The sequence below is a fragment of the Pseudomonas coronafaciens pv. oryzae str. 1_6 genome, from assembly GCF_000156995.2.
Classification (GTDB): domain Bacteria; phylum Pseudomonadota; class Gammaproteobacteria; order Pseudomonadales; family Pseudomonadaceae; genus Aquipseudomonas; species Aquipseudomonas tremae.
This window is the reverse complement of sequence record NZ_CP046035.1, coordinates 4,167,914-4,194,519: the sequence shown is the minus strand read 5'-3', so window position 1 is coordinate 4,194,519 and position 26,606 is coordinate 4,167,914. Positions and strand designations below refer to the sequence as shown.

General features: G+C 58.9%; 21 protein-coding genes. 10 read left to right on the top strand and 11 right to left on the bottom strand.

Going from position 1 to position 26,606, the window contains the following annotated elements; translation table 11 throughout:
• Window positions 1-147 precede the first annotated feature (147 nt).
• The 10 genes from gcvT to gap form a co-directional block, all read right to left on the bottom strand.
• Window positions 148-1,272: a glycine cleavage system aminomethyltransferase GcvT gene (gene gcvT, locus POR16_RS18775; RefSeq protein WP_005891389.1), complete on the bottom strand. Its 1,125-nt coding sequence runs from the start codon at window positions 1,270-1,272 to the stop codon at window positions 148-150.
• 97 nt (window positions 1,273-1,369) lie between these two features.
• Window positions 1,370-4,234 carry an aminomethyl-transferring glycine dehydrogenase gene (gene gcvP, locus POR16_RS18770; RefSeq protein ID WP_122381133.1) on the bottom strand — a complete coding sequence of 955 codons (2,865 nt, stop codon included), beginning with the start codon at window positions 4,232-4,234 and terminating at the stop codon, window positions 1,370-1,372.
• A 10-nt stretch (window positions 4,235-4,244) separates the two neighbouring features.
• Window positions 4,245-4,628: a glycine cleavage system protein GcvH gene (gene gcvH / locus POR16_RS18765; RefSeq protein ID WP_005891392.1), complete on the bottom strand. Its 384-nt coding sequence runs from the start codon at window positions 4,626-4,628 to the stop codon at window positions 4,245-4,247.
• A 308-nt stretch (window positions 4,629-4,936) separates the two neighbouring features.
• Window positions 4,937-7,054, bottom strand: coding sequence for a putative bifunctional diguanylate cyclase/phosphodiesterase (locus POR16_RS18760; protein ID WP_024691771.1), 2,118 nt, complete (start codon window positions 7,052-7,054; stop codon window positions 4,937-4,939).
• A gap of 9 nt (window positions 7,055-7,063) precedes the next feature.
• A complete protein-coding gene (locus POR16_RS18755) occupies window positions 7,064-7,450 on the bottom strand; it encodes a response regulator (protein WP_005891398.1) in 387 nt (128 codons plus the stop codon).
• On the bottom strand, window positions 7,435-9,165 hold the full coding sequence (locus POR16_RS18750; protein ID WP_005891401.1) for a PAS domain-containing sensor histidine kinase: 1,731 nt from the start codon (window positions 9,163-9,165) through the stop codon (window positions 7,435-7,437). Before POR16_RS18750 ends, POR16_RS18755 begins: the two co-directional genes overlap by 16 nt.
• Window positions 9,166-9,339: 174 nt before the next feature.
• A complete protein-coding gene (locus POR16_RS18745; protein WP_005891402.1) occupies window positions 9,340-10,848 on the bottom strand; it encodes a sigma-54-dependent transcriptional regulator in 1,509 nt (502 codons plus the stop codon).
• 243 nt (window positions 10,849-11,091) lie between these two features.
• A complete protein-coding gene (locus tag POR16_RS18735; RefSeq protein ID WP_005891403.1) occupies window positions 11,092-11,448 on the bottom strand; it encodes a DUF5064 family protein in 357 nt (118 codons plus the stop codon).
• 104 nt (window positions 11,449-11,552) lie between these two features.
• Window positions 11,553-12,011, bottom strand: coding sequence for a YbaN family protein (locus POR16_RS18730; protein ID WP_042932423.1), 459 nt, complete (start codon window positions 12,009-12,011; stop codon window positions 11,553-11,555).
• 233 nt (window positions 12,012-12,244) lie between these two features.
• Window positions 12,245-13,246, bottom strand: coding sequence for a type I glyceraldehyde-3-phosphate dehydrogenase (gap, locus tag POR16_RS18720; protein ID WP_005891405.1), 1,002 nt, complete (start codon window positions 13,244-13,246; stop codon window positions 12,245-12,247).
• 219 nt (window positions 13,247-13,465) lie between these two features.
• On the opposite strand from gap, the gene edd reads away from it, so the two are divergent.
• The 10 genes from edd to POR16_RS18665 all read left to right on the top strand — a co-directional run bounded on the left by edd (window position 13,466) and on the right by POR16_RS18665 (window position 25,455).
• A complete protein-coding gene (gene edd / locus POR16_RS18715) occupies window positions 13,466-15,292 on the top strand; it encodes a phosphogluconate dehydratase (RefSeq protein ID WP_005891406.1) in 1,827 nt (608 codons plus the stop codon).
• Window positions 15,289-16,254: a glucokinase gene (locus tag POR16_RS18710; protein WP_005891407.1), complete on the top strand. Its 966-nt coding sequence runs from the start codon at window positions 15,289-15,291 to the stop codon at window positions 16,252-16,254. The genes edd and POR16_RS18710 overlap by 4 nt, the downstream gene beginning before the upstream one ends.
• Window positions 16,255-16,304: 50 nt before the next feature.
• Window positions 16,305-17,042 (top strand): response regulator, encoded by a 738-nt coding sequence (locus POR16_RS18705; protein WP_005891408.1) that lies wholly within the window; start codon window positions 16,305-16,307, stop codon window positions 17,040-17,042.
• A 61-nt stretch (window positions 17,043-17,103) separates the two neighbouring features.
• Entirely contained in the window at window positions 17,104-18,510 is a 1,407-nt protein-coding gene (locus POR16_RS18700; protein WP_005891409.1) for an ATP-binding protein, read from the top strand.
• A gap of 170 nt (window positions 18,511-18,680) precedes the next feature.
• The gene (locus tag POR16_RS18695; protein WP_024671320.1) at window positions 18,681-19,967 is read left to right on the top strand and encodes an ABC transporter substrate-binding protein; all 1,287 of its coding nucleotides are present in this window, start codon (window positions 18,681-18,683) and stop codon (window positions 19,965-19,967) included.
• 99 nt (window positions 19,968-20,066) lie between these two features.
• A complete protein-coding gene (locus POR16_RS18690; protein ID WP_005891414.1) occupies window positions 20,067-20,975 on the top strand; it encodes a carbohydrate ABC transporter permease in 909 nt (302 codons plus the stop codon).
• Window positions 20,968-21,813 carry a carbohydrate ABC transporter permease gene (locus tag POR16_RS18685; RefSeq protein ID WP_005891416.1) on the top strand — a complete coding sequence of 282 codons (846 nt, stop codon included), beginning with the start codon at window positions 20,968-20,970 and terminating at the stop codon, window positions 21,811-21,813. The genes POR16_RS18690 and POR16_RS18685 overlap by 8 nt, the downstream gene beginning before the upstream one ends.
• Window positions 21,814-21,815: 2 nt before the next feature.
• Window positions 21,816-22,976, top strand: coding sequence for an ABC transporter ATP-binding protein (locus tag POR16_RS18680; RefSeq protein WP_005891418.1), 1,161 nt, complete (start codon window positions 21,816-21,818; stop codon window positions 22,974-22,976).
• Window positions 22,977-23,108: 132 nt separating this feature from the next.
• Window positions 23,109-24,470 carry a carbohydrate porin gene (locus POR16_RS18675; RefSeq protein WP_005891420.1) on the top strand — a complete coding sequence of 454 codons (1,362 nt, stop codon included), beginning with the start codon at window positions 23,109-23,111 and terminating at the stop codon, window positions 24,468-24,470.
• Between the two features lie 109 nt (window positions 24,471-24,579).
• Window positions 24,580-25,455, top strand: coding sequence for a D-hexose-6-phosphate mutarotase (locus POR16_RS18665; RefSeq protein WP_005891423.1), 876 nt, complete (start codon window positions 24,580-24,582; stop codon window positions 25,453-25,455).
• Between the two features lie 158 nt (window positions 25,456-25,613).
• Here the strand turns inward: POR16_RS18665 and POR16_RS18660 are convergent, their stop codons facing one another.
• Window positions 25,614-26,471, bottom strand: coding sequence for a MurR/RpiR family transcriptional regulator (locus tag POR16_RS18660; protein ID WP_174518517.1), 858 nt, complete (start codon window positions 26,469-26,471; stop codon window positions 25,614-25,616).
• Window positions 26,472-26,606: the final 135 nt, after the last annotated feature.

Here is a 26,606-nt window from a genome sequence, read left to right as displayed (position 1 = left end):
ACAGTGCATTCAGAAAACCGATATAACTTTTTGCACTTTATAGGTGCGTTTTTCGTCTATTTATTAATGCGCTGTTTCCGAGTGTCGGGAGTACTGGAAACAGCGAAGTTGCTGACATTCACAGAGCTGTTTTTTTGACGCCTTTATTTAGCCGCGGAAGTAACGCTGCGCAACGAAAGGCATTTTGCTAACCCGCATGGGCACTTTCTTGCCGCGCACCATCGCCCAGACAGGTGTATCCAGCGCTGTGTAATCGCTGTGCAGGTAACCCATCGCCAACGGGCCGCCGAGACTTGGCCCGAAGCCACCGCTGCACACCTTGCCGATAACCGAATCCTGCTCATCGACGATTTGCGTGCCTTCCCGGACTGGCGTGCGTTCCTGAGGCAGCAGGCCGACACGTTTTTTATCCACGCCGTTGGCTTGCTGGGCAAAAATCAGTTCGGCGCCCGGAAAACCGCCAGCGCGCGCGCCGTCGGCGCGTCGCACCTTCGATATTGCCCACAGCAGGCTGGCCTGAATCGGCGAGGTTTGCGCATCCATGTCATGACCATACAGGCACAGACCTGCTTCCAGGCGCAGGGAATCGCGCGCGCCCAGACCGATCGGTGCTACTTCCGGCTCTTTCAGCAGACACCGGGCGAGGGTTTCAGCGTGTTCCGCAGGGACCGAAATCTCGTAGCCGTCTTCGCCTGTGTAGCCCGAACGGCTGACGTAGCATTGCATGCCCAGCAGCTTGACACTGGCAAACTGCATGAACGTCATGCCCGCGACCTCGGGGGCCAGGCGTGCCAGGACGGTAACAGCGGCCGGACCCTGCAGCGCGAGCAGGGCACGCTCCTCGAACAGCGGCTCAATCTTGCAATGACCTGCCAGGTGCTTACACAGGTGAGCAAGGTCCTGATCCTTGCAGGCGGCGTTGACCACCAGCATCAGTTGATCGTTGCCGAGATTGGCAACCATCAGATCATCGAGAATACCGCCGGTCTCGTTGGTAAACATGGCGTAGCGTTGCATGCCGACCGGCAAGTCGATGATGTCCACTGGCACCAGGGTTTCCAGCGATCTGGCGGCATCGGCGCCGCTCAGGCGGATCTGACCCATGTGCGATACATCGAACAGCCCGGCCTGAGCGCGAGTGTGCAGGTGTTCTTTCATCACGCCAGCGGGGTACTGAACCGGCATATCGTAGCCAGCGAAAGGCACCATTTTGGCGCTGAGTTCGAGGTGCAGGTCATGCAGAGGCGTGGTCAACAGGGTTTCAGTAGACATGTTCAATTCCTTGGTAGACGGGCCATGCCGCATTGCCCGCTTGCGCTTCTCAGGCCCATGAATCAGGCAGGAAGGGTGCGAGCGGGCAGCGGGGCGATCAAGCTTCCTGATAACTCTCGATGGACGGGCAGGCGCAGACCAGATTGCGGTCGCCAAACACGTTGTCGACACGCCCGACCGGAGGCCAGTACTTGTTCTCGATCAGCGAGTCGACCGGGTACACCGCCTGTTCACGGCTATAAGGATGGCTCCACTGACCGACGATTTCTGCGGCAGTATGTGGCGCGTTTTTCAACGGGTTGTCGTCCTTGTCCAGCGAGCCGTTCTCGACCGCGCGGATTTCTTCACGAATCTTGATCATGGCGTCGCAGAAACGGTCCAGTTCTTCTCGGGACTCGCTCTCGGTCGGCTCGATCATCAAGGTCCCGGCAACCGGGAACGACATGGTCGGAGCATGGAAACCGAAGTCGATCAGGCGTTTGGCCACGTCATCGACACTGATGCCGCTGCTGTCCTTGATCGGCCGCAGATCAAGGATGCATTCGTGCGCAACCAGGCCGTTGGTGCCGGTGTACAGCACCGGGTAGTGTTCTTCCAGGCGACGCGAGATGTAGTTGGCGTTGAGGATCGCCAGCTGCGAGGCACGCTTGAGGCCTTCGCCGCCCATCATGCGGATGTACATCCAGGTGATCGGCAGAATGCTAGCACTGCCGAACGGTGCCGCGCATACCGCGCCTTCCTTGCGCTCCATGCGTGCATGGCCGGGCATGAACGGTGCCAAGTGCGATTTCACGCCGATCGGGCCTACGCCCGGGCCGCCGCCGCCGTGGGGGATGCAAAAGGTTTTGTGCAGGTTGAGGTGCGACACATCGCCACCGAACTTGCCCGGCGCACACAGGCCAACCATCGCGTTCATGTTGGCGCCGTCGATGTAGACCTGGCCGCCGTTGTCGTGAACGATGCCGCAGATTTCGCGAATGCCCTCTTCGAATACGCCGTGGGTGGACGGGTAAGTGATCATCATGGCCGCAAGCTGTTCGCTGTGCTGAATGGCCTTGGCGCGCAGGTCTTCGATATCGACGTTGCCGCGTGCGTCGCAGGCGGTTACCACCACGCGCATGCCGGCCATGTTGGCGGTCGCCGGGTTGGTGCCGTGGGCCGACGACGGGATCAGGCAGATGTCGCGATGTTCATCGCCACGGCTCTGGTGGTAAGCGCGAATGGCCAGCAGGCCGGCATATTCACCCTGCGAACCGGCATTGGGTTGCAGCGAAATGGCATCATAGCCGGTGGCTGCGCAGAGCATGGCTTCCAGCTCATCGGTCAGTTGTTGATAACCGGCGCTTTGCTCGGCAGGTGCGAACGGGTGCAGGTTGCCGAACTCGGCCCAGGTCACCGGAATCATTTCGCTTGCAGCGTTCAGCTTCATTGTGCATGAGCCCAGCGGGATCATGGTGCGGTCCAGCGCCAGGTCCTTGTCCGCCAGCTTGCGCAAGTAGCGCATCAGCTCGGTTTCGGAGTGATAGCGGTTGAACACCGGGTGGCTGAGGATTGCCGACTTGCGCAGCAGGGCTGCGGGCAGGCGCGACAGGCCGCTTTCAGCCAATACAGAGAAGTCAGGCAGTGTCTGGCCATCGCTGGCGAAGATCTCCCACAGCGCTTCGACAGCCGATTGCGAGGTAGTTTCATCAAGCGAAAGGCCCAGGTGCTGGTCGTCGATCTCGCGCAGGTTGATGTGTCGGGCGCGGGCGGCAGCGTGCAGGGTAGCGGTTTTGTTGCCGGTGTTCAGGGTCAGGCTGTCGAAGAAGAACGCCTGTTCGGCTTTGAAGCCCAGCTGGCTCAAGCCCTTAGCCAGGATCACAGTGAACTGATGAACCCGGTTGGCAATTTGTGTCAGGCCGCGCGGGCCATGATAGACGGCGTACATGCTGGCGATGTTGGCCAGCAGCACTTGCGCGGTGCAGATGTTACTGGTGGCTTTCTCACGACGAATATGTTGCTCGCGAGTCTGCATGGCCAGGCGCAAAGCCTGTTTGCCATGACGGTCTACCGACACGCCGACCAGGCGGCCCGGCATGTCGCGTTTGAACGCATCGCGTGTCGAGAAATAGGCCGCATGCGGTCCTCCAAAACCCAGTGGCACACCAAAGCGCTGGGCGCTGCCGATGGCGACATCGGCACCGAATTCGCCCGGCGGGGTCAGCAAGGTCAGGGCCAGCAGGTCAGCGGCGACAGCCACCAGCGCGTGGGCAGCGTGGAAGCGCTCGGCCAGTTCGCGATAATCGAAAATGTCGCCATTGCTGGCCGGATACTGCAGCAGCGCGCCGAAGTAATCGCTGACATCGCCCAGCTCGGTTTCATCCGCGACCACGACGGTAATCCCCAGCGGCTCGGCACGGGTGCGCAATACATCGAGGGTTTGCGGGTGGCAGTGGCTGGAAGCGAAGAACTGTTGGCTGCCCTTGTTCTTGCTCAGGCGTTTGCAGAAGGTCATTGCTTCTGCGGCGGCGGTGGCTTCGTCTAGCAGCGATGCGTTGGCAATCGGCAGGCCGGTGAGGTCGCTGATCAGCGTCTGGAAATTGAGCAGGGACTCCAGACGACCCTGGGAAATTTCTGGCTGGTATGGCGTGTAAGCGGTGTACCAGGCCGGGTTTTCCAGCAGGTTGCGCAGAATAGGCGCAGGGGTGTGAGTGTTGTAGTAACCCTGGCCGATGTAGGTCTTGAACAGCTGATTCTTGCCGGCAATGGCTTTGATCGAGGCCAGCGCGTCAGCTTCGCTTTGCCCGGCTGGCAGGTTCAGAACGCTGGTGCCCTTAATGCTTTCCGGGATCACGCTGTCGCTCAAGGCTTCGATGGAGTCAAAACCCAGCGTCTGCAGCATGGCTTGCTCGTCTTCGGTGCGTGGGCCGATGTGACGGGCGATGAATTCGTTGGCAGTGCTCAGTTTAATACGGTCAGTCATGGCTCGCTCCTCAGGCTTCGGCGTTGGCTTTGATCAGGCGGTCGTAAGCGTCTTGATCCAGCAGGCCATGAATGGCGTTGGCATCTTGCGCAATGAAGCGAAAGAACCAGCCTGCACCGAGAGCATCTTCATTGACCAGCTCGGGCGTAGCATCAAGCGCGGAATTGACCTCGACGACTTCACCGTCCAGTGGCATGTTGATGCTGCTGGCGGCTTTCACCGATTCCACCACCGACACTTCGGCGTGTTGAGTGTAGGTCTGCAAATCCGGGAGCTGCACAAAAACCAAGTCGCCCAGTGATTCCTGCGCATAGGGCGTGATCCCGACCGTGATACTGCCGTCTGCTTCGGCACGCAGCCATTCATGGTCAACGGTGAATCGCAACTCGCTCATACAAACTCCTCGAAGAACAGGGCCCGCGCAGAACGCGAGCTATATGAGTTAACGCTAGCAATTTCGCGGCCATATTTATTTTTTCTTTTTGAATCATGAGCTTGCGTATAAAGCCGGAAGCCTGAGCAGTCTGAGCTGTAGCGAAATCGCTACAGCTGGTTCGCTCTGGAAATGCTCGCACGATCAATGCCTTGAAACGAGGGGAGCTCAGGGTGTTGGAATGAAATCATTACGACGTAACGGTTTCGTTCCGGCGGCGAATGTGGCCGGCCAGCACGTCACCTGACGATTGACGATTGACGATGCCGTTAGCCGAACTGTGTTTCCGACCTGCTCAAAAATGCTTCGAGCTCTGCAAGTGGCAGTGGCTTGCTAATCAGGTAGCCCTGAATCTGGTCGCAGCGGTTTTCGCGCAGGAACGTCAGCTGCTCCGGCGTTTCAACCCCTTCGGCAATGACTTTCAATGCCAGGCTGTGCGCCAGTTCGATGATCGCTTTTGCAATCGCTGCGTCTTGTGGGTTGCTGGTGACTTCGCGAATGAAGGCGATATCGATTTTAAGCTTGTCGATGGGGAAGCGGCGCAGATAAGCCAGACTTGAATAGCCGGTACCGAAGTCATCAATGGAAATACTTACGCCGCTGGCCCTGAGCGTTTCCAGTGTGGCGATGGTATGTGAGGTGTTTTCCATCAGCGAGCTTTCCGTCAGCTCTACCTCCAGCCATTGCGGCTCGACCTGGTGCCTTGTCAGCGCCAGGCGTATGTCGGCGACCAGGCTGCTGTTGGATATCTGCTGACCAGACACGTTGACCGCCACTTGAAACAGCCCCAGCCCAGAGCGATGCCACTGGGCAATCTGTGCGCAGACGCGGTCGAGCACCCAGTTACCGACTTCAGCGATCAGGCCGAGGTTTTCCAGCACAGGAATGAATACGGCAGGTGAAACGCCGGGTAGCCCGTGACGCGGCCAGCGCAGCAATGCTTCCAGTCCGCAGATACGACCATCAGCCAGGTTGAGCTTGGGCTGATAGACAATCTCGAATGCCTCTTTTTCCACGGCATCCCGCAGCGCGGCTTCGAGGTCCAGGCGTGCCGACACTTCGGCGTTCATTTGGGCGGTGTAGAACCGATAGCTGTCGACGCCGAATTTTTTCGCGCTGTTCATTGCCGTGTAGGCGTGGCGGATCAGTTCACGGGCGTCTTCGCCATCCTCCGGATAAAGGGCGATACCGATGCTGGCGGTCATGACTATGCTCTGGTCTTCGACCTTGATGGGCACGCGCAAGGCCTTGCGGATGCGTTCAAGTGTCTGTCGGGTATCGGTCTGGCCATCACGGATCATCAGAATGAGGGCAAATTCGTCGCCGTCGACGCGTCCCAGGGTATCGCTGGCATTCAAACAATCCGACAGACGATGGCTGACTTCCAGCAACACCTGATCGCCCAGAACGTGGCCCCAGGTTTCGTTGATGGTCTTGAAACCGTCCAGATTGACTGTCAGTGCCGCAAGCTTCCAGCGGCTGATGGCGGCCTGAGTAAGACCCATCTGCAGGCTGGTGAAAAACAGATCCCGATTCGGCAGCCCGGTCAGCGTGTCGTAATGGGCCATGGTCAGCAGGCGTTGATCGCTTTCCTTGCGCCGGGTGATGTCGCGCACGATGCCGACAATGACCCAGTCTTCACCGGTGCGATAGGCCTGGCGGTGGATCTCCACCTCGACATCCCGCCCGCTTTTGTCACGGATCTGCGTTTCGAGCGGTTCGCTGGGGCCTTTGCCGGCAATGATCTGGTCGTACACCTCTTCCAGGTTTTCCATGGACGTTTCGCCCAGCTCGGCAGGGGTCTTGTGCGACAGTTCTTCAGCGGAGTAGCCCAACAGCTGGCATGCCCTGCGGTTGAATTCGATCAGGCTCATGGTGTTGCGATTGATCAGGAAAATAGCATCGTCAGACGCGTCCATCACTGTGCGGAAGCGCTCCAGGTCGATGGTGCGCTGCTGCAATTGATCTTCAAGGATCAGGCTGTGGCTTTTCAGGTAGTCGCCAAACGCCTTGAGGCGCAGCAGGTTACGCACGCGCAGCCACAGTTCGGCGCTTTCCACCGGTTTATTCAGGTACTCCTCGGCACCTGCTTCCAGGCCTGACAGACGAGCACTTTGCTCATCGAGCGCCGAGAGCATGATGATCGGGATGTTGGCCGTGCCTTTCCTGGCCTTGAGCTGGCTGGCGACCTCGTAGCCATCCATGCCTGGCATCATGATGTCGAGCAGGATCAGGTCGGGCGCTCGCTCGTCGATCATGGCCAGCGCCTGCTCACCTGACTCCGCCGTCAGCGTCTCGTAGTGCTGATTGCGCAGCAGAACCTCAAGCAGGTCACGGACGTGAACGTCATCATCGACTATCAGGATGGTTGCTGCGGGTAGGGTCATGACGAGTGCTCAGGTGATTGGCCGTGAGGGTGGATTTTCAAGCAAGGCGTCGATGACCCGGTAAAGCTCCTGATAACGCAGGGGCTTGATGATGTAGGCATTACAGCCAGCCCGCCGGATTTTTTCTTCGTCTTCCTTCATGGCCATTGCGGTCAGGGCAATGACCGGGATTGCCGCAGTTGCAACATCTTGTTTGAGCAGAAAAGTCGCGCTCAGGCCATCCATTTCAGGCAACTGGATGTCCATCAGAATAAGGTCCGGCTGACGCTCGCGGGCCAGCTTGAGGCCTGTTTCTGCGTCCGTCGCGCACATCACGCCATGACCAGCGCTGTTGAGCAGCAATTCGGCCAGGCGCATGTTGGCAGCGTTGTCCTCGATAATCAGGATCTGGGCCATTGAGCTTCCTCGCTGGCAGGAGGGCGAATCGGCAGCCAGACCACAAAACGCGTACCGAGATCCTTGACGCTGGCGACCGCGACGCAGCCGCCGTGCAGTTCGGTCAGTTGTTTGACCATCGCCAGGCCAAGCCCGGTCCCCTCGAATTTGCGCGCCAGGCCGCTGTCAATCTGGCTGAAAGCCTTGAACAGCTTGTTCATATCGCTTTGGGCGATGCCGATTCCAGTGTCGCTGACACTCAATTCCAGAAAATGCTCGTTGTCACTGCTCGGCAGCTCGAAGCCGTATGTTGGCCAGTCACCTTCCAGAACACCTGCCTGCGAGCGTGGCACCTGACGCACCGCAAGGATCACCCAGCCGCCGGGCTGGCTGAACTTCACGGCGTTGGCCAGCAAGTTGTAAACGATCTGCTTGGTCTTGCGCCGGTCCAGCTCGAGCAGTCCGAAGTCTGCGTCGGTCTCGAGCTTCAATTGAATGCGTTGTAGCGCGGCCTGTTCGCGAACGATCAGCAGGCTGTTGCTCAGCAATTCGTCCAGATCGACGGGCTCCAGCTCCAGCGTCATCATGCCGGCTTCGACCTTGGACAAGTCGAGAATGTCGTTGATCAGTGACAGCAGGTGCTGGCCACTGTTGAAGATGTCACCAATGTAACGTCGCTGATCGTCGGTCATGTCGCCGACCATGCCGTCCTTGAGTGCCTCTGAAAAGCCGATGACAGCGTTCAGCGGCGTGCGCAACTCATGGGACATGGTGGCCAGGAACTCGGACTTCATATGGCTGGCGTGTTCCAGCTCGATATTCTTTTCTTCCAGCGTGCGCTCGAAACGCTTGCGCTCGGTCACATCGCGGGCGGCGGCGAACACGCCCTTGAGCTTGCGGTCACGGTCGTGAAAGGTCGCCGCGTTGTAAGACACGACAGTTTCGGTGCCATCGTAGGCGCGTACGGTGAGTTCGTAATCACTGACCTTGTGTTCGCTGAGCACGCGCTTGATCGCAGCGTCGGCGCTTGCCGGGTCAGTGAAAAAGTTCTTGCAGGGCGCGCCGATCAGTTCATCCCGGGTGCGCCCGGTCAGCGCCATCATCTGCTTGTTGACGTCGGAAATGATGCCCTGCGGGTCGGTCATCATCAGTGCATCGATGTTCGATTCGATCAACGAGCGGGTGTAGAACTGCTGGTCGCGTAACCGCTGATCCAGCAACGCCTGGGTTTCTTCTTCCTGTTTGCGTGCAGTGTTGTCGGTGCCGATCAGCAGGTAGCCAATGATGGTTTCTGCACTGTCGCGCAACGATGTCACCGACACCATGGCCGACAGACGGCTGCCGTCCTTGCGGATGTAAGTCAGCTCATAGATGTCTTCAATGCCGCGCGAAGCCTTGAACACCAGCGCTTCAAAGCCCGGTGTGATAGGGGTGTTCAGTTCATGACTAAGCGCAGCTGCGCGAATGATCAGCTCGGCAGGGTCGGAGATGTCGGCCGGGGTGATCTTGTCGACCACATCTTCCGAGTGATAACCGAGCATGCGTTCGGCGCCGACATTGAATATCTGAATGACCCCGTGTTCATCGGTCGCGATACTGGAAAAATAGGCGCTGTTGAAAATGGCGTCCTGGAGGGCACTCGTCTTGATGAGTGTTTTCTGCCGGCGAGACTCCACGATCTTTTCGGCACGAGACTGAGGCTCGGCGGTTGAGTAGTCGAGCGGCGGGTTTTCCATTAGTTCTTTCCCGTAACTACATGACCCCCGTTTTCCAAAACGGCCGCAAGAACATCTACGGACATCCATTCAAATGGATGATAAGAGGTTTATGGACCATACCAGAACGCTATCGGCAGATTTGATAATTAAATGAATCTATTCGGAAGTATTTTTCCGTCGAGCATCAATCGACTATGACTTGCCGGATATTCCATACTTTCGAAGCCGGTGAGCGATGGCCGTGTGTGAGGTGTGCAGGCGGGCTGCCAGTTGGCGGGTCGAAGGGTAGTCGGCGTAGAGTTTTTCCAGCAGATCCTTTTCAAATGTTTCGACAGCGTTTTCCAGGCTGTCGATCGGGCTGTCGTTCTGGCGAGCCACGGCGGTGCCTGCGATGTCCAGGTCGCCTATATCCACTTGAGTGTGTTCACAGATCGCGGCAGCACGAAAGATGACGTTCTGCAGTTGACGCACATTGCCTGGCCAGCGGTTGCCCAGCAGGGCAGGGTAGGTGCTGTGCGCCAGGCGGCACATCGAACGCTGAATCTGGGCGCAGGCCTGCTCCATGAAGTAGCGGGCCAGCAACAAAATGTCCTGGCCGCGTTCGCGTAGCGGCGGGACCTCGAGGTTGAGGACATTGAGACGGTAGAACAGGTCTTCACGAAAGGTGCCTTCGCTGACCATTTTCTCCAGATCGCGGTGGGTGGCGCTGAGGATGCGCACATTGACCCTCACCTCTCGATCCCCGCCGACGCGCCGAAAGCTGCCATCGTTGAGAAAGCGCAGCAGTTTGGCCTGCAGATAAGGCGACATTTCGCCGATCTCATCGAGAAACACTGTGCCTTGGTTAGCCAGTTCCATCAGCCCCGGCTTGCCGCCGCGCTGCGCCCCGGTAAAGGCGCCGGGGGCATAGCCGAACAATTCGCTTTCTGCGAGGTTTTCCGGCAACGCCGCACAGTTCAGCGCCAGAAACGGTTCGCCGTGGCGGGCGCTGCTGGCGTGGCAGGCGCGGGCGACCAGCTCTTTGCCAGTGCCGGTCTCGCCCTGAATCAGCAACGGTGCGTCCAGCGCTGCCACCCGTTGTGCCCTGGCTTTAAGGGTCCGTATAGCGGTCGAGTCGCCCAGCAACGCGTCGAAACCTTCGGCGTGATCATGGTGCAACGCCGACAGGCGTTCGCCGATGCGACTGGGCAGGTACAGGGTAATCAGCGCGCCTGCTTCGGTGATTGGTGTGGCGTCCAGCAGCAGCGCTTCGCCGTTGAGCGTGATCTCGCGCAATGGCAGACGAAAGCCGTTTTCCAGCAAGGCCGTTTGCAGGCCAGGGTCGGCAAACAGCTCGGCGATGGGTTCGCCCGCAGGTTCCCGACCAATAAGGGCAATAAGCGCGGGATTGGCCAGCAGTACATGCCCGGCGCTGTCGAGCGCCAGCACCGGGTCGGTCATCGCCGCGAGCAGCGCGTCCAGTTGCAGGTGTCGGCGCTGCCCGGGGAGGATGTCCACTACCGTGATCGCTTCCACGCCGCGCACCCTAAACAGCGCGTCCTTGAGCTCTTCGAGCATCTGGTGGCTGAGGGTCGGCGCATCGATGTAGACATTCGGCGGTACCATTTCCACTGCATCCAGGTTCAGATTGCGCCCACCCAGAATGGCCAGTACTTCCTGGGTGATGCCGACGCGGTCGATGAAACTGACGTGGATGCGCATGGGACAATGACGATTTGCAGAGGGGAGGGCGGCAAGTATGCCTTGTGGCGGCAGGTTTGGTGAAATCCGCTGATGTTCTAGCGGACGTCTATCGTTCCTGGCGCTCCAGCGCGAATGACGCTATGCGTCATGTATTTACGCGATGCTACTCATTCAGGAACGGACGCATAGCGTCCAGAAGGGCATGCCCACGCGGAGCATGGGCACGAGGGTGTTTTCCGGGCCGCATTCTCCAGCGTTGGCTTATTCCAGATGCTCCGGCTTTACCGGATCGCCTGACTTGACGTTCAGCTTGTCGCGGATGTCCGCGAACATCCGGTCGTAGTCCTTGTGCTGGGCGATGGGCAGAGAGGCAGAGTTGGGCAGGCCGTGCCTGATGGCGATGCGGCTCGCGTCATGAGCGAAATTGAACGCCAGGTCGCGGGTCAGCTGGAATTGCTCTTCGAAAGGCTTGCCATTGATCTGGCCCTGCATGCTGAAATGCATGCTGGTGCCTTGTTTCGGGTCTTCGTTTACTTCATAGCGCAAGTGGATGTCATAGCTGATATCCGAAGGCTGAAGCGCGACGTGGCTGAGGTGTAGATGACCTGGCTCGTACATGGACGTGCTCCATCAAACGATGAGTGTGCTCACTCAGACACTGGCTGTGTCTGCGCGGTTCAGCCTGATGCGCGGCGGTCTTGCGACTGCCCGCGCCTTGCTCGTCAATCTGCTTTTTTGGCGGGTTCCGGTCTGGACCATATCCATAGGTTACCCAACGCCATGCCGGTCAGAGCCAGGTAGAGCCACCAGGTGTGACCGATCAGGCTCAACATCACCACGGCGCACACCAGCATACTGATGGTGGCGCTGATCTTGGCCTTGCGGGCGACCAGTCGGCCATTACGCCAGTTGTACAGGATCGGCCCGAACACACGATGGTTTTCCAGCCAGGCGTTCAGTCGCGGCGAGCTGCGTGTGGCTGCCCAGGCCGCCAGCAGAATGAACTCTGTGGTCGGCAGGCCAGGAACGAAGATCGCAACGATACCTATGCCAAGAGCGGTATAGGCGAGGATGCCATATAAAAGGCGTGAAAGTCGGGAGCCGGGTGGTTTGTACGTCATGGTCTCTACAGGCAGGTTCGGAAAGCCCGGCCAGCTTAACAGCACCGGGCGCTTTTTCATGCCTGTGGCCGTTTCGGAGTCGATGCGTTTGCATGAACGTTCTGTAGAAGCACGTTGGTCAAGTGGCGGTTGGCGTTGCGTCACACTTTTCGGGAGCGGACGCAGAGCGTCCAGAGCTGCGTGCCCAAGCTGGAGCGTGGGCACGATGGTCATCGTGCCCAGACACTTATCGTTCATCACACTCCAGCGCGGGAATACCTTTCGTGACGCCCCGCGTCAGCTTTACGCGCTTGTTACTGCGCGTTATGCAGAGCCAGGCAGTTATCCAGCATGCGGTTGGAGAAGGCCCATTCGTTGTCATACCACGACAGCACTTTGAGCAACTTGCCGCTCACTTTGGTGTGATTGGCGTCGAAGATCGACGAAAGAGGGTTGTGGTTGAAGTCATGCGAAACCAGCGGCAGGGTGTTGTAGCCCAACACTTTGGAATGCTGGCTGGCTTCTTTCATCAATGCGTTGACTTCATCGGCAGTGGTTTCGCGTTTCAGGGTCACGGTCAGGTCGACCAGCGAAACGTTGATCACCGGAACGCGCACCGCCATGCCGGTCAATTTGCCAGCCAGTTCAGGCAGCACCAGGCCTACCGCTTCGGCAGCGCCGGTCTTGCTCGGGATCATGGACTGCGTGGCCGAGCGGGCGCGGTACGGGTCGGTGTGATAGACGTCGATCAGGTTCTGGTCGTTGGTGTAGGCATGAATGGTGGTCATCAGGCCGTTTTCGATCCCCAGTTCGCGGTGCAGCACCTGCGCGACCGGCGCCAGGCAGTTGGTGGTGCAGGATGCGCTGGAGATGATCTGGTGCGACTGGCGCAGCGTGTCGTGGTTGACACCATAGACGATGGTGGCATCGGCACCGCTGGCCGGGGCGGAGATAATCACCTTGCGGGCGCCGGCGGTCAGGTGTGCAGCAGCTTTGTCACGGCTGGTGAACAGCCCGGTACATTCGAACACCACATCGATGTCCTGAGCTTTCCAGGGCAGCTCGGCCGGATTGCGAATGGCACTGACCGAAATACGGTCGCCATTGACGGTCAAGCTGTCCTTGTCGCACTCGACCGTGCCGCTGAACGGGCCGTGTACGGTGTCGAAACGCAACAGGTGTGCGTTCATTTCGCTGTCGCCAAGATCGTTGATGGCGACGACCTGCAGGTCCTGGCGGTAGCCTTGGGTATACAGTGCGCGTAGGACGTTGCGGCCGATGCGGCCAAAACCGTTGATTGCGATACGAAGAGTCATACAGCCGTCCTTCTGAATTTGTTGTTGGAATTACAAGATTATTCTCATAGAAATAGAAAACAAGCCTTTTTAGTGGCAATATTTTGTTTTATCTACAACTACAAGCCTGAAAGGCACTCCCAGTTGATCGAGATCAGGGTTCTGCTTCCTGACAATCGCTGCTCGAAAACCGGAGCTGTCTTTACGGGTGACCTTAGACGTTAGCCTGGAGTTCATCACATGCACCCCCGCATCCTTGAAGTAACCGAGCGGCTCATCGCTCGCAGTCGCGATACCCGTCAGCGCTACCTTCAATTGATTCGCGGCGCAGCGAGCGATGGCCCGATGCGCGGTAAGCTCCAATGTGCCAACTTTGCACACGGGGTCGCCGCCTGCGGCCCGGAAGACAAGCAAAATCTGCGTCTGATGAACGCCGCCAACGTGGCCATCGTCTCCTCCTACAACGAGATGCTCTCGGCGCATCAGCCCTACGAACACTTTCCTGCCCAGATCAAACAGGCTTTACGTGACATTGGTTCGGTCGGCCAGTTTGCCGGTGGCGTGCCTGCCATGTGTGATGGCGTGACCCAGGGTGAGCCCGGCATGGAACTGGCCATTGCCAGCCGCGAAGTGATCGCGATGTCTACGGCCATTGCGTTGTCGCACAACATGTTCGACGCCGCGCTGATGCTGGGCATCTGCGACAAGATCGTCCCGGGCCTGATGATGGGCGCGTTGCGTTTTGGTCATTTGCCAACGGTATTCGTCCCAGGCGGGCCCATGGTCTCGGGCATTTCCAACAAACAGAAAGCCGACGTGCGGCAGCGTTATGCTGAAGGCAAGGCCAGCCGCGAAGAGCTGCTGGACTCCGAAATGAAGTCCTATCACGGCCCCGGCACCTGCACGTTCTACGGTACGGCCAACACCAATCAGTTGCTGATGGAAGTCATGGGGCTGCACCTTCCCGGTGCTTCGTTCGTCAACCCGTACACGCCGTTGCGCGATGCGCTGACCGCCGAAGCCGCGCGACAGGTGACACGCATGACCATGCAGAGCGGCGACTTCATGCCGATCGGCGAAATCGTCGACGAGCGCTCGCTGGTCAACTCCATCGTGGCACTGCACGCCACTGGCGGCTCGACCAACCACACGCTGCACATGCCGGCCATCGCGCAGGCCGCCGGTATTCAACTGACCTGGCAGGACATGGCCGATCTGTCTGAAGTGGTGCCGACCCTGAGCCACGTCTATCCCAACGGCAAAGCCGACATCAATCACTTCCAGGCGGCCGGCGGTATGTCGTTCCTGATCCGTGAGCTGCTCGCCGCCGGCCTGTTGCATGAAAACGTCAACACCGTGGCCGGTTATGGTCTTAGCCGTTATACCCGCGAGCCTTTCCTGGAAGACGGCAAGCTGGTCTGGCGCGAAGGGCCGCTCGAAAGTCTGGACGAGAGCATTCTGCGCCCGGTGTCCCGTCCGTTTTCTCCGGAAGGCGGGCTGCGGGTGATGGAAGGCAATCTCGGTCGCGGGGTTATGAAAGTCTCCGCCGTCGCTCCGGAGCATCAGATCGTAGAAGCGCCTGCCAGAGTGTTTCAGGACCAAAAAGAGCTGGCCGATGCGTTCAAGGCTGGCGAGCTGGAGTGCGATTTCGTCGCCGTAATGCGTTTTCAGGGGCCGCGCTGCAATGGCATGCCCGAGCTGCACAAGATGACCCCGTTTCTGGGTGTCCTGCAGGATCGCGGGTTCAAGGTCGCGCTGGTGACCGATGGGCGGATGTCGGGCGCCTCGGGCAAGATTCCCGCAGCGATTCATGTCTGCCCTGAAGCATTCGATGGCGGACCGTTGGCACTCGTGCGCGATGGCGACGTCATCCGCGTCGATGGCGTAAAAGGCACGTTACAAGTGCTGGTCGAAGCGTCAGAATTGGCCGCCCGAGAACCAGCCGTGAATCAGATCGATAACAGTGTCGGCTGCGGTCGCGAGCTTTTCGGGTTCATGCGCATGGCCTTCAGCTCGGCAGAGCAGGGCGCCAGCGCCTTTACCTCTAGTCTGGAGACGCTTAAGTGAAGTTGGCCCTGGTCGGTGATATAGGCGGTACCAATGCACGTTTTGCCATTTGGGAAGACGACACGCTGCATTCTGTCCGGGTGTTCCCGACCATTGACTATGCTGGTCCGGAAAAAGCCATCGAGGTTTATCTTCAGGATCTTGAGCTGCAGCGTGGCGATATCGGCCATGTGTGTCTGGCTGTTGCCGGACCGGTCGATGGCGATGATTTCGAGTTCACCAACAGCCACTGGCGACTGAACCGCAAGACCTTCTGCGCTGATCTGCAAGTCGATCATCTGCTATTGATCAACGATTTCACTGCGATGGCGCTGGGCATGACCCGGCTCAAGGACGACGAGTATCTGACTGTCTGCCACGGCCAGGGTAAGCCGGATCGTCCGTGCGTGGTGGTCGGGCCTGGCACAGGGCTGGGCATTGGCACATTGATCAAGCTGGAAGGCAGCCGCTGGATGGCCTTGCCGGGCGAGGGTGGGCATGCCGATCTGCCTATTGGTACTGCGCGTGAGGCCCTGTTGTGGGCGCGCTTGATGGCCGAGCATGAACACGTCAGTGCTGAAGTTGTTTTGAGTGGCGCAGGGCTGCTGTTGTTGTACCAGGTCAGTTGCGCGCTGGACGATATCGAGCCGGCGCTCAAGTCGCCTGCTGCGATCACGTCGGCAGCGCTGGCGGGCGATCCGGTTGCCGCAACGGTGCTGGAGCAGTTTTGCGTATTCCTCGGCAGGGTGGTGGGCAACAACGTCCTGACGCTGGGCAGCCTGGGCGGGGTGTACATCGTCGGCGGTGTGGTGCCGCGTTTCTCTGACTTCTTCATCAACAGCGGTTTCAGACGCGCCATGGCCGAAAAGGGTGTGATGAGCGACTACTTCAAAGGCCTGCCGGTGTGGCTGGTCACTGCCGAGTTTCCTGGCCTGACCGGCGCTGGTGTTGCCTTGCAACAAGCTTTTGGGGCACAGATCTGAGTAAGATCGCATAACAACAAGGTTCTACAGCCCAAAAAGGACGCTCCAACGTGAGTTCAGTCAGTAAATCGATCCTGCTGGTGGACGATGACCAGGAGATCCGTGAGTTGCTGGACACCTACCTGAGTCGCGCCGGTTTTCAGGTGCGCACGGTGGGTGACGGCGCTGATTTTCGCCGCGCGTTTAACGAGGCGTCGAGCGATCTGCTGATCCTCGACGTCATGTTGCCGGATGAAGACGGCTTCAGCCTGTGCAAATGGGTTCGTCAGCATCCGCGACAGCCGCACGTCCCTATCATCATGCTGACCGCCAGCTCTGACGAGGCTGATCGTGTCATCGGCCTGGAGCTGGGGGCCGACGACTATCTTGGCAAGCCGTTCAGCCCGCGCGAGTTGCAGGCACGGATCAAGGCGCTGCTGAGGCGTGCACAGTTCGGACAGGATCGTCCAGGCGGCGACGTGATTCTGTTCGATGAGTGGCGGCTGGACATGGTCAGCCATCGACTGTTTCACAACGATGGCGAAGAAGTGATTCTGTCCGGTGCCGACTTTGCGCTGCTCAAGCTGTTTCTCGATAACCCCCAGCAGATTCTCGACCGAGACACCATCGGCAACGCCACCCGCGGACGGGAATTGATGCCGCTGGAACGCATCGTCGACATGGCCGTCAGCCGCCTGCGCCAGCGCCTGCGTGACACCGGCAAGTCGCCGCGCCTGATTCGTACCATTCGCGGCAGTGGTTATTTGCTGGCGGCGAACGTCAACTCGCAAGCGGGTAACGGCTATTAACCCGCCCGCTGCAGGCCCGAAAAAAAACGGCTTGCCGCTACCGCGCTCGTTGCTGGGGCGCATGTTGCTGTTGACGTTGCTGGCGGTGTTCATGGCGCAGGCCCTGTCCAGCGTGATCTGGCTGTCCCAGCTGCGCGCTACGCAAATGGAAGGGCTAGTCACCAGTGCCCGCAGCCTGGCGTATTCGATGGCTGCCAGCGTCAGTTATTTTCGTTCGCTGCCGCTGGCTTACCGGCCGATGGTGCTGGATCAACTGCGCAGCATGGGCGGCACACGCTTCGTGGTCTCGCTCAACGATCACCCGCTGGACATGCAAATCATGCAGCCCACACCCCGCAAGCAGGCGGTGCTGGATGTAGTGGGTGACGTACTGCGCCAGCGCCTTGGCAACGGCCCGGACATTACCGTGTGGTTTGCCCGTCCGGACGAACTGCGAATTTTCAACAGCGGCCTGAAGCTCGATGAGCTACCGCGCTCCTGGGCGCATTACGCGCTGACACTTGAGCCGGTAAACCCGCCGGTGCTGGTCACGCAGATCGACATGGCCCCCGGAGAGTGGTTCTACATCGCCTCTCTGCTGCCCGAACCCTATACCTCGCTGGAAGAGCAGGAACTGCCGCTGCAGCAAGTGTCTTTCATTGTCCTGACCAGCGCATTTCTGTTGTTGTTCATCGGTTTGCTGGTGCATTGGCAAAGCCGGCCGCTCAAACGCCTGGCGAGCGCTGCACGAGACATGTCGCTGGGTGCGGATGTCGAGCCGGTGGTCGAGGGCGGAGGGAGTGAAGTGGTCGAGGTGAGTCGTGCCTTCAACGCCATGCGCACCCGTATCAGCCGCTACCTGACCGAGCGGGGGCAACTGTTCAGTGCTATCTCCCATGACCTGCGCACACCCATTACCCGTTTGCGACTGCGCGTCGAATTGCTCGAAGACGAACCTTTGCAGCGCAAGTTCAGCCGCGACCTGGATGAGCTGGAATTGCTCGTCAAGGGCGCGCTGCAGTGCGTCAAGGACACCGACATCCACGAGAACATAGAGCCCGTGGACCTGAATGCACTGATCGAATGCCTGGTCGAGCCCTGGCTGTATCCTGAAGGTGACGGGCGTGTCACGCAGCATGGCGAGGCGCTGGCGGCCTATTCCGGCAAACCGCTGGCCCTCAAGCGCTGCATCGGCAATCTGATCGATAACGCCCTCAAATACGGGCACCGGGCGCATCTGAAGGTCGAGGACAGCGCACAGGCATTCATTCTGCACGTGGATGATGAAGGTCCAGGGGTGCCGGAGCAGCGTCTGGAACATGTCTTCGAGCCGCATTTTCGTCTTGCAGGCAGTCAGCAGCAGGGCTACGGCCTGGGTCTGGGGATCGCCCGCAACATCGCTCACAGTCACGGCGGCGAAGTCAGTCTGCAGAACCTGCGTGACGGCGGGCTGCGAGTGACGTTGTACCTGCCGAGGACCGCAGATTGACCCGTAGCTCAGTGGCTTTTGGCCCATTGCGGGCGAGGTGTCGTCGAATGTAACAATGCTGTGACATTTGCGCATCCCTTCGTTACTGTCGCAGCGTCTGTCTTGGTTAGACTCCCACGAAGCGCAAGCACCAGACTTGCTCATGCATAACAACAAGAAAGGTCAATTCGATGAATTCCATGTCACGTCTCGCTGTTGTCATCTCTCTCGCTTCGTTGTTCCCTCTGAGCGCCACTGCCGCTGAATCCAAAGGCACTGTTGAAGTCGTGCACTGGTGGACGTCGGGTGGGGAAAAAGCTGCGGTTGATGTCTTGAAGGCACAAGTTGAAAAAGATGGCTTCGTCTGGAAAGACGGTGCTATTGCCGGTGGTGGTGGTGCCACGGCCATGACCGTACTCAAAAGCCGCGCCGTTTCTGGCAACCCGCCAGGCGTCGCGCAGATCAAAGGTCCTGATATTCAGGAATGGGCCTCTACCGGTCTGCTGGATACTGACGCGCTGAAAGACGTCGCCAAGACCGAAAAGTGGGACTCCCTGCTGGACAAGAAAGTCTCCGATACCGTGAAGTACGAAGGTGATTACGTCGCTGTCCCGGTGAACATTCACCGCGTCAACTGGCTGTGGATCAACCCTGAAGTCTTCAAGAAAGCAGGTATCGACAAGGCGCCCACCACTCTGGAAGAGTTCTACGCTGCGGGCGACAAGCTGAAAAAAGCCGGTTTCATTCCACTGGCACATGGTGGTCAGCCTTGGCAGGACAGCACCGTGTTCGAAGCTGTGGTGCTCTCGGTCATGGGGGCTGATGGCTACAAGAAAGCCCTGGTCGATCTGGACAAGGATGCGCTGACCGGCGAAGGCATGGTCAAGTCGCTGACCGAACTCAAGAAAGTCGCGACCTATATGGATGCCGACGGCAAGGGTCAGGACTGGAACCTCGAAGCTGCCAAGGTCATCAACGGCAAGGCCGGCATGCAGATCATGGGCGATTGGGCCAAGAGCGAATGGACAGCTGCCAAGAAGGTCGCTGGCAAGGATTACCAGTGCGTAGCCTTCCCTGGCACCGACAAGGCGTTCACTTACAACATTGACTCGCTGGCCGTCTTCAAACAGAAAGACAAGGGCACGACTGCTGCTCAGCAGGATCTGGCCAAGGTTGCGATGGGTGAGGACTTCCAGAAAGTCTTCAGCATAAACAAGGGGTCGATCCCGGTTCGTGAAGACATGCTTGCCGACATGAACAAGTACGGTTTTGACTCATGTGCGCAAACTGCTGCCAAGGACTTCCTGGCTGACTCGAAGACCGGCGGTCTGCAACCAAGCATGGCGCACAACATGGCGACTACGCTGGCAGTGCAGGGCGCGTTCTTTGACGTGATCACCAACTACATCAACGACCCGTCAGCTGATCCGGCGGCAACAGCCAAGAAACTGGCGACTGCGGTCAAGTCGGCGCAGTAATACTTACCGTTCAGCCTGTATCCGCAGTTCATGGTGCTGAAATCCTTTGTGGATTTCACCCATTGCTGCGGCCTGAATTCGACATAAGGGATACTCCCGATGAGCTCTGTCGCTGCGCACAGCAAAGCCTCGCCAATGGATGCGCTGCAACGCTGGCTACCCAAACTGGTGCTGGCACCCAGCATGTTCATCGTGTTGGTCGGCTTTTATGGCTACATCCTCTGGACATTTGCGCTTTCGTTCACTAACTCGACGTTTCTGCCGTCCTATAAATGGGTCGGTCTGGCGCAATATGCGCGCCTGATGGACAACGACCGCTGGTGGGTCGCGAGCAAGAACCTTGCAGTGTTCGGCGGAATGTTCATCGCAATCAGCCTGGTGATCGGGGTGCTGCTGGCTGTCCTGCTGGACCAGCGCATCCGACGCGAAGGCGTGATTCGCACTATTTATCTGTACCCGATGGCGCTCTCGATGATCGTCACCGGTACGGCGTGGAAGTGGTTGCTCAACCCCGGCCTGGGCCTGGACAAGATGCTCCGCGACTGGGGCTGGGAAGGCTTCCGCCTCGATTGGCTGGTTGATCCGGATCGCGTCGTGTACTGCCTGGTCATTGCCGCCGTGTGGCAATCTTCCGGCTTCGTCATGGCATTGTTTCTGGCGGGCCTGCGCGGCGTCGATCAGTCCATCATTCGTGCGGCGCAAATGGATGGCGCCAGCCTGCCGATGATCTACTGGCGGGTGGTTTTGCCCAGTCTGCGTCCTGTGTTCTTCAGCGCGGTCATGATTCTGGCGCACATCGCCATCAAGAGCTTCGACCTGGTGGCCGCGATGACTGCAGGCGGCCCTGGTTACTCCTCGGACCTGCCGGCAATGTTCATGTATTCGTTCACCTTCAGTCGCGGTCAGATGGGCATGGGCTCTGCCAGTGCGATTCTGATGCTCGGCGCCATCCTGGCGATTCTGGTGCCGTACCTGTATTCCGAGCTGAGGACCAAACGCCATGACTAGTCATGTTGGCAAACCGGGCATCAGCTTCAGTCGCGTTCTTATCTACGCTGTGCTGACGCTGGCCTGCCTGATTTATCTGGTACCGCTGGTGGTGATGTTGTTCACCAGCTTCAAGACGCCCGAAGACATCGGCACCGGCAACCTGCTGAGCCTGCCGAGCGTGGTCACCGCCATTGGCTGGATCAAGGCCTGGGACCTCGTCGACGGCTACTTCTGGAACTCGATCAAGATCACGGTTCCGGCGGTACTGATCTCCACGGCAGTCGGTGCGCTCAACGGCTATGTCCTGTCGATGTGGCGCTTCAAGGGCTCGCAGCTGTTTTTCGGGCTTCTGCTGTTCGGTTGCTTCCTGCCCTTCCAGACCGTCCTGCTGCCGGCGTCCTTCACGCTGGGCAAGATGGGCCTGGCCAACACCACGGCAGGGCTGGTGTTCGTCCACGTCGTGTATGGGCTGGCGTTCACCACGCTGTTTTTCCGCAACTACTACGTCAGTATTCCGGAAGCGCTCGTACGCGCCGCACGCCTTGATGGCGCGGGTTTCTTCACCATCTTCGGGCGCATCATTCTGCCGATGTCGACACCCATCGTGATGGTCTGCCTGATCTGGCAGTTCACCCAGATATGGAACGATTTCCTGTTCGGCGTTGTGTTTTCCAGCGGCGATTCCCAGCCGATCACTGTGGCGCTGAACAACCTGGTCAACACCAGTACAGGCGCCAAGGAATACAACGTTGACATGGCGGCGGCGATGATCGCCGGTCTGCCGACACTGCTGGTCTACGTACTGGCTGGCAAGTATTTCCTGCGTGGGCTCACGGCCGGCGCGGTCAAGGGGTAATCATGGCGACTCTCGAATTACGCAACGTCAACAAGACCTACGGCAGCAACTTGCCGGACACGCTGAAGAACATCGAACTGTCGATCAAGGACGGTGAGTTTCTGATTCTGGTCGGACCGTCCGGCTGTGGTAAGTCCACGCTGATGAACTGCATCGCCGGGCTTGAAAGCATCAGCGGTGGTGCGATCCTCATCGATGGCGAAGACGTCAGCGGCACCAGCCCGAAAGACCGTGACATCGCGATGGTGTTCCAGTCCTACGCGCTGTACCCGACCATGACGGTCCGCGAAAACATTGCCTTTGGGCTGAAGATTCGCAAGATGCCGCAGGCCTCCATCGACGAGGAGGTCGCCCGCGTCTCCAAGTTGTTGCAGATCGAGCACCTGCTCAATCGCAAACCGGGGCAGATGTCCGGTGGTCAGCAGCAGCGTGTCGCGATGGGGCGTGCGCTGGCGCGTCGGCCGAAGATCTACCTGTTCGATGAGCCGCTGTCCAACCTCGACGCCAAGCTGCGGGTCGAGATGCGTACTGAAATGAAACTGATGCACCAGCGCCTGAAAACCACCACGGTCTATGTCACCCACGACCAGATCGAAGCCATGACGCTGGGCGACAAAGTGGCGGTCATGAAGGACGGTATCGTTCAGCAGTTCGGTACGCCCAAGCAGATCTACAACGACCCGGCCAACCTGTTTGTGGCCAGCTTTATAGGTTCGCCGCCGATGAACTTCATCCCGCTGCGCCTGCAGCGCAAGGATGGCCAATTGCTCGCAATGCTCGACAGTGGTCAGGCGCGTTGCGAATTGCCGGTCGGTGTTTCCGATGCCGGGCTGGAAGACCGTGAAATCATTCTTGGCATTCGGCCAGAACAGATTATGCTGGCGTCCGACGAGTCAAGTGGGCTGCCAACCATTCGTGCTGAAGTGCAGGTCACCGAGCCTACTGGCCCGGATACACTGGTTTTCGTGATGCTCAACCAGAGCAAGGTCTGCTGCCGTCTTGCTCCGGATGTCGCACCCCAGGTGGGCGAGAGCCTGACGCTGCAATTCGATCCTTCCAAGGTCCTGATTTTCGACGCCCAGAGCGGTGAGCGTCTTGGGGTTCTTGGAAAGCAACCGTCTGCCGAGCGGGTGAGCAACGTCTCGCAGTTGAACCGCAAGTGATAGATTGATTCAATACCGGGTACTGCTGGCCGGCCATTTACCGCACAGGTAAACGGCCTGTCATTGGACACAAGCAGTGAATGAAGCAAGACGTTTACCGAAGCTAATAACAATAAAACGAGGATTGATGGGATGAAGAAGATCACCAAAGGTAAATCGCTTTCCCGGCTCCAGCTGGCATGCAAGCTGTCGGCGTTGGGTGCGATGGGGCTGGCCAGCAGTGTTCACGCTGCCGAGCCGTTTGCCGCTGACTCACCGTGGATGTCCGGCGACTGGGGCGGCAAGCGCACCGAGTTGCTGGACAAGGGTTATGACTTCTCGCTGGAATACGTTTCCGAGATGGCCAGCAACCTCAAAGGTGGTTCCAACGACGACACCACCGGCCGTTACAGCGATCAGTTCGCGCTGGGCATGAAAGTCGATCTGCAGAAGGTTCTCGGCTGGCATGATGCGGAGTTCAAGCTGGCGATCACCGAACGTAGCGGGCGCAACATCTCCAATGACCGGATCGGCGATCCTCGTGCCGGCACGCTCAGTTCCTCTCAGGAAGTATGGGGCCGCGGCCAGACTTGGCGTCTGACCCAGATGTGGGTCAAACAGAAGTATTTCGACGGCGCGCTGGACGTCAAGGTCGGTCGTTTCGGGCCGGGCGAAGACTTCAACAGCTTCCCGTGCGACTTCCAGAACCTGTCGTTCTGTGGTTCGCAGGTCGGTAACTACGTAAACACCTGGTACAACTGGCCAGTCAGCCAGAACGCTCTGCGTATCAAATACAACATCACCCCGGAAGTGTATGCACAAGTAGGTGTGTACGAGCAGAACCCTTCCAATCTGGAAACCGGTAACGGCTTCAAACTCAGCGGTAGCGGCACCAAAGGCATGATCCTGCCGGTCGAACTGGTATGGACGCCCACTATCAACTCGTTGCCAGGTGAGTACCGTGTTGGTTACTACAAGAGCACGCCTAATGCCGATGACGTCTACAAAGACGTAAACGGTCAGCCGCAAGCGGCTACTGGCGCTGCGTTCAAATCGCATGACAGCAAGCATGGCTGGTGGGTCGTGGCTCAGCAACAGCTGACCACTCACGAAGGCGACGCATCGCGCGGGCTGAGTATCTTTGCCAACGCCACCGTGCATGACAAGGCCACCAACTTCGTCGACAACTATCAGCAGATCGGCTTTACCTACAAAGGTCCGTTCAACTCACGTCCGAAAGATGACATCGGTATCGGTATCGCCCGTATCCACGTCAATGACGATGTGCAGGATCGCGTACGTCTGGCCAACCAGATCAGCGGTATCAATGATTTCGACAACCCAGGCTTCCTGCCGGTCCAGAGCACCGAGTACAACTCGGAAATCTACTACGGCTTCCACGTTACCAATTGGTTGACCGTGCGTCCTAACCTGCAGTACGTCAAGCATCCAGGCGGTGTGGATCAGGTTGATGACGCTCTCGTGGCGGGCATCAAGATTCAATCGAAGTTCTGAATATTGATTGACGCGTAACGCGATCAAAGGTCGTGTGTGCTTTACGGGCAGCCTGGCTGCCCGTTTTTTTATGGGTTGATCCTTTTATTTTTCAGGGACGCGATTGGCGATGACCACTCACGACGCGCAACTGCCTGAACATCCATTGCAACGCTTCTTCCGATCCCGACGTGCCAGACCTATTTTCGAGTGGGAGCGTTGTCAGCTGCGCGACGTTCTGGTGATTGACCATCCGCAGTGTCAGGCAGTCTTCAGTCGGCAAGGCGCGCAATTGCTGCATTTCCAGCCGCGTGACCAGAAGCCCTGGTTGTGGTGCGCTGCGCAATGGCCACAGGTGGGTGCCATTCGCGGCGGCGTACCAGTCTGTTGGCCGTGGTATGGCCGGCATCCCGGCGAGAGCGGCTGGCCTGCGCATGGCTGGGGGCGCCTGCTCGACTGGAAGCTGATCGACAGTCGCGAAAGCGAGGAGGGCGTGAGCCTGCACTGGCGTTTGCAGCTGTGGGATTGGCAGGCAGATCTGCATGCCGAGCTGGGGCAGGGCATGGAACTGCGCCTTAGCACCTGTCACGAGGACAGTGAGCCTTGCCATTTCAGCCATGCATTGCATGCCTACTGGCGGATCAGCGATGTTGCCGAGGTGGCGCTGGACGGGCTCGATGGGGCTCAGGGGTATGACGAGCTCAGCCGTCAGACGTGTCAGCAGCAAGGCGAACTGCGCGTGGCAGGTGGCTGCCAGCGGGTCTTCGAGCATGCCGGGGCCTTGCAGCTCCAGGACCCGACCTGGCAACGCCGGCTGAACATCGACACCGGCGACAGCGCCAATACCGTGGTCTGGCACCCCGGCAGCAGACCGCTGCTGGGTGTGTGCGGAAGTGAAACCACAGGCTTCGTACGCGTCGAAGCCGCCTCAGGCTCCGGCGATGCCTTCAGCCTGCAACCGGGCGAGCAAGTGCAGCTCAAGTTGCAGGCCAGCCTGGCGGGTTAGGGCCACGAGGGGGCGCAAATGTAACCTGAGTCGAACCCCGATCCATCTGATGCCTCAGAGCCTCCGTGTGACGCAGAGCGTCCCGAACTGCATTCCCGCGCGAAGCGTTGGAACGATAGTTTTGTGGCTGATGCTCTGCGTCCGGTCTTGAGCCTGTCTCAGCCCTGTTCCTCTAGCGGATAGCGGCTGTCGTTCAGGCTTTCCTTGATCTTGCGCAGGTGCGGCTGGAAGTCGACGCCGCGGCGCAGTGTCATGCCAGTGGCCAGTACGTCGAGGACGGTCAGCTGAATGATCCGCGAGGTCATCGGCATGTAGATGTCGGTGTCTTCGGGCAGCGGGATGTTCAGGCTCACTGTGCTGGCCTGGGCCAGCGGCGAACCTGCAGCAGTCAGGCCTAGTACCGACGCGCCGTTGGCTCGTGCGATACGCGCCACTTCCACCAGTTCGCGGGTGCGGCCAGTGTAGGAAATGATCACGAACAACTCACCGGTGTGTGCCACCGACGCAATCATCCGTTGCATCAGCACATCGGCGTGCGCCGTGACCGCCAGATTGAAACGGAAGAACTTATGCTGCGCATCGAGCGCCACCGGAGCCGAAGCGCCCAGCCCGAAGAAGTGGATTTGCCGCGCCTGGATCAGCATGTCCACCGACTTGCTGATCAGCGCCGGGTCCAGCTGCTGGCAAGCGCTGTCCAGCGATGCAATGGCGCTGCCGAAAATCTTCTGGGTGTAGGCCTCGGGATTGTCGTCGGCTTCTACTGCACGGCTCACATACGCTGCGCCACTGGCCAGGCTTTGCGCCAATTGCAGCTTCAGTTCCGGGTAGCCACTGACACTGAACGAACGGCAGAAACGATTGACCGTGGGTTCGCTGACTTTCGCCGCCTGAGCAAGCGCTGCAATACTCAGCCGCGTGGCCATCTGCGGGTTGAGCAGAATCACCTCGGCCACTTTGCGTTCGGCCTTGTTCAGCTCGTCGAGTCGGCTCTGGATCTGCTCCAGAAGGTTTCTAATGCGGTCCATTCAAAGTCCTTGTCGGGGCTGATTCACCAACGGTTTTGGCCTGAGCTTTTATTAGCCCTTTAGCCTGTAGCAAAGGTGGCCTATCGTACTGAGGGCCTGTGTTGATCACCACTGGAATATGCTTTT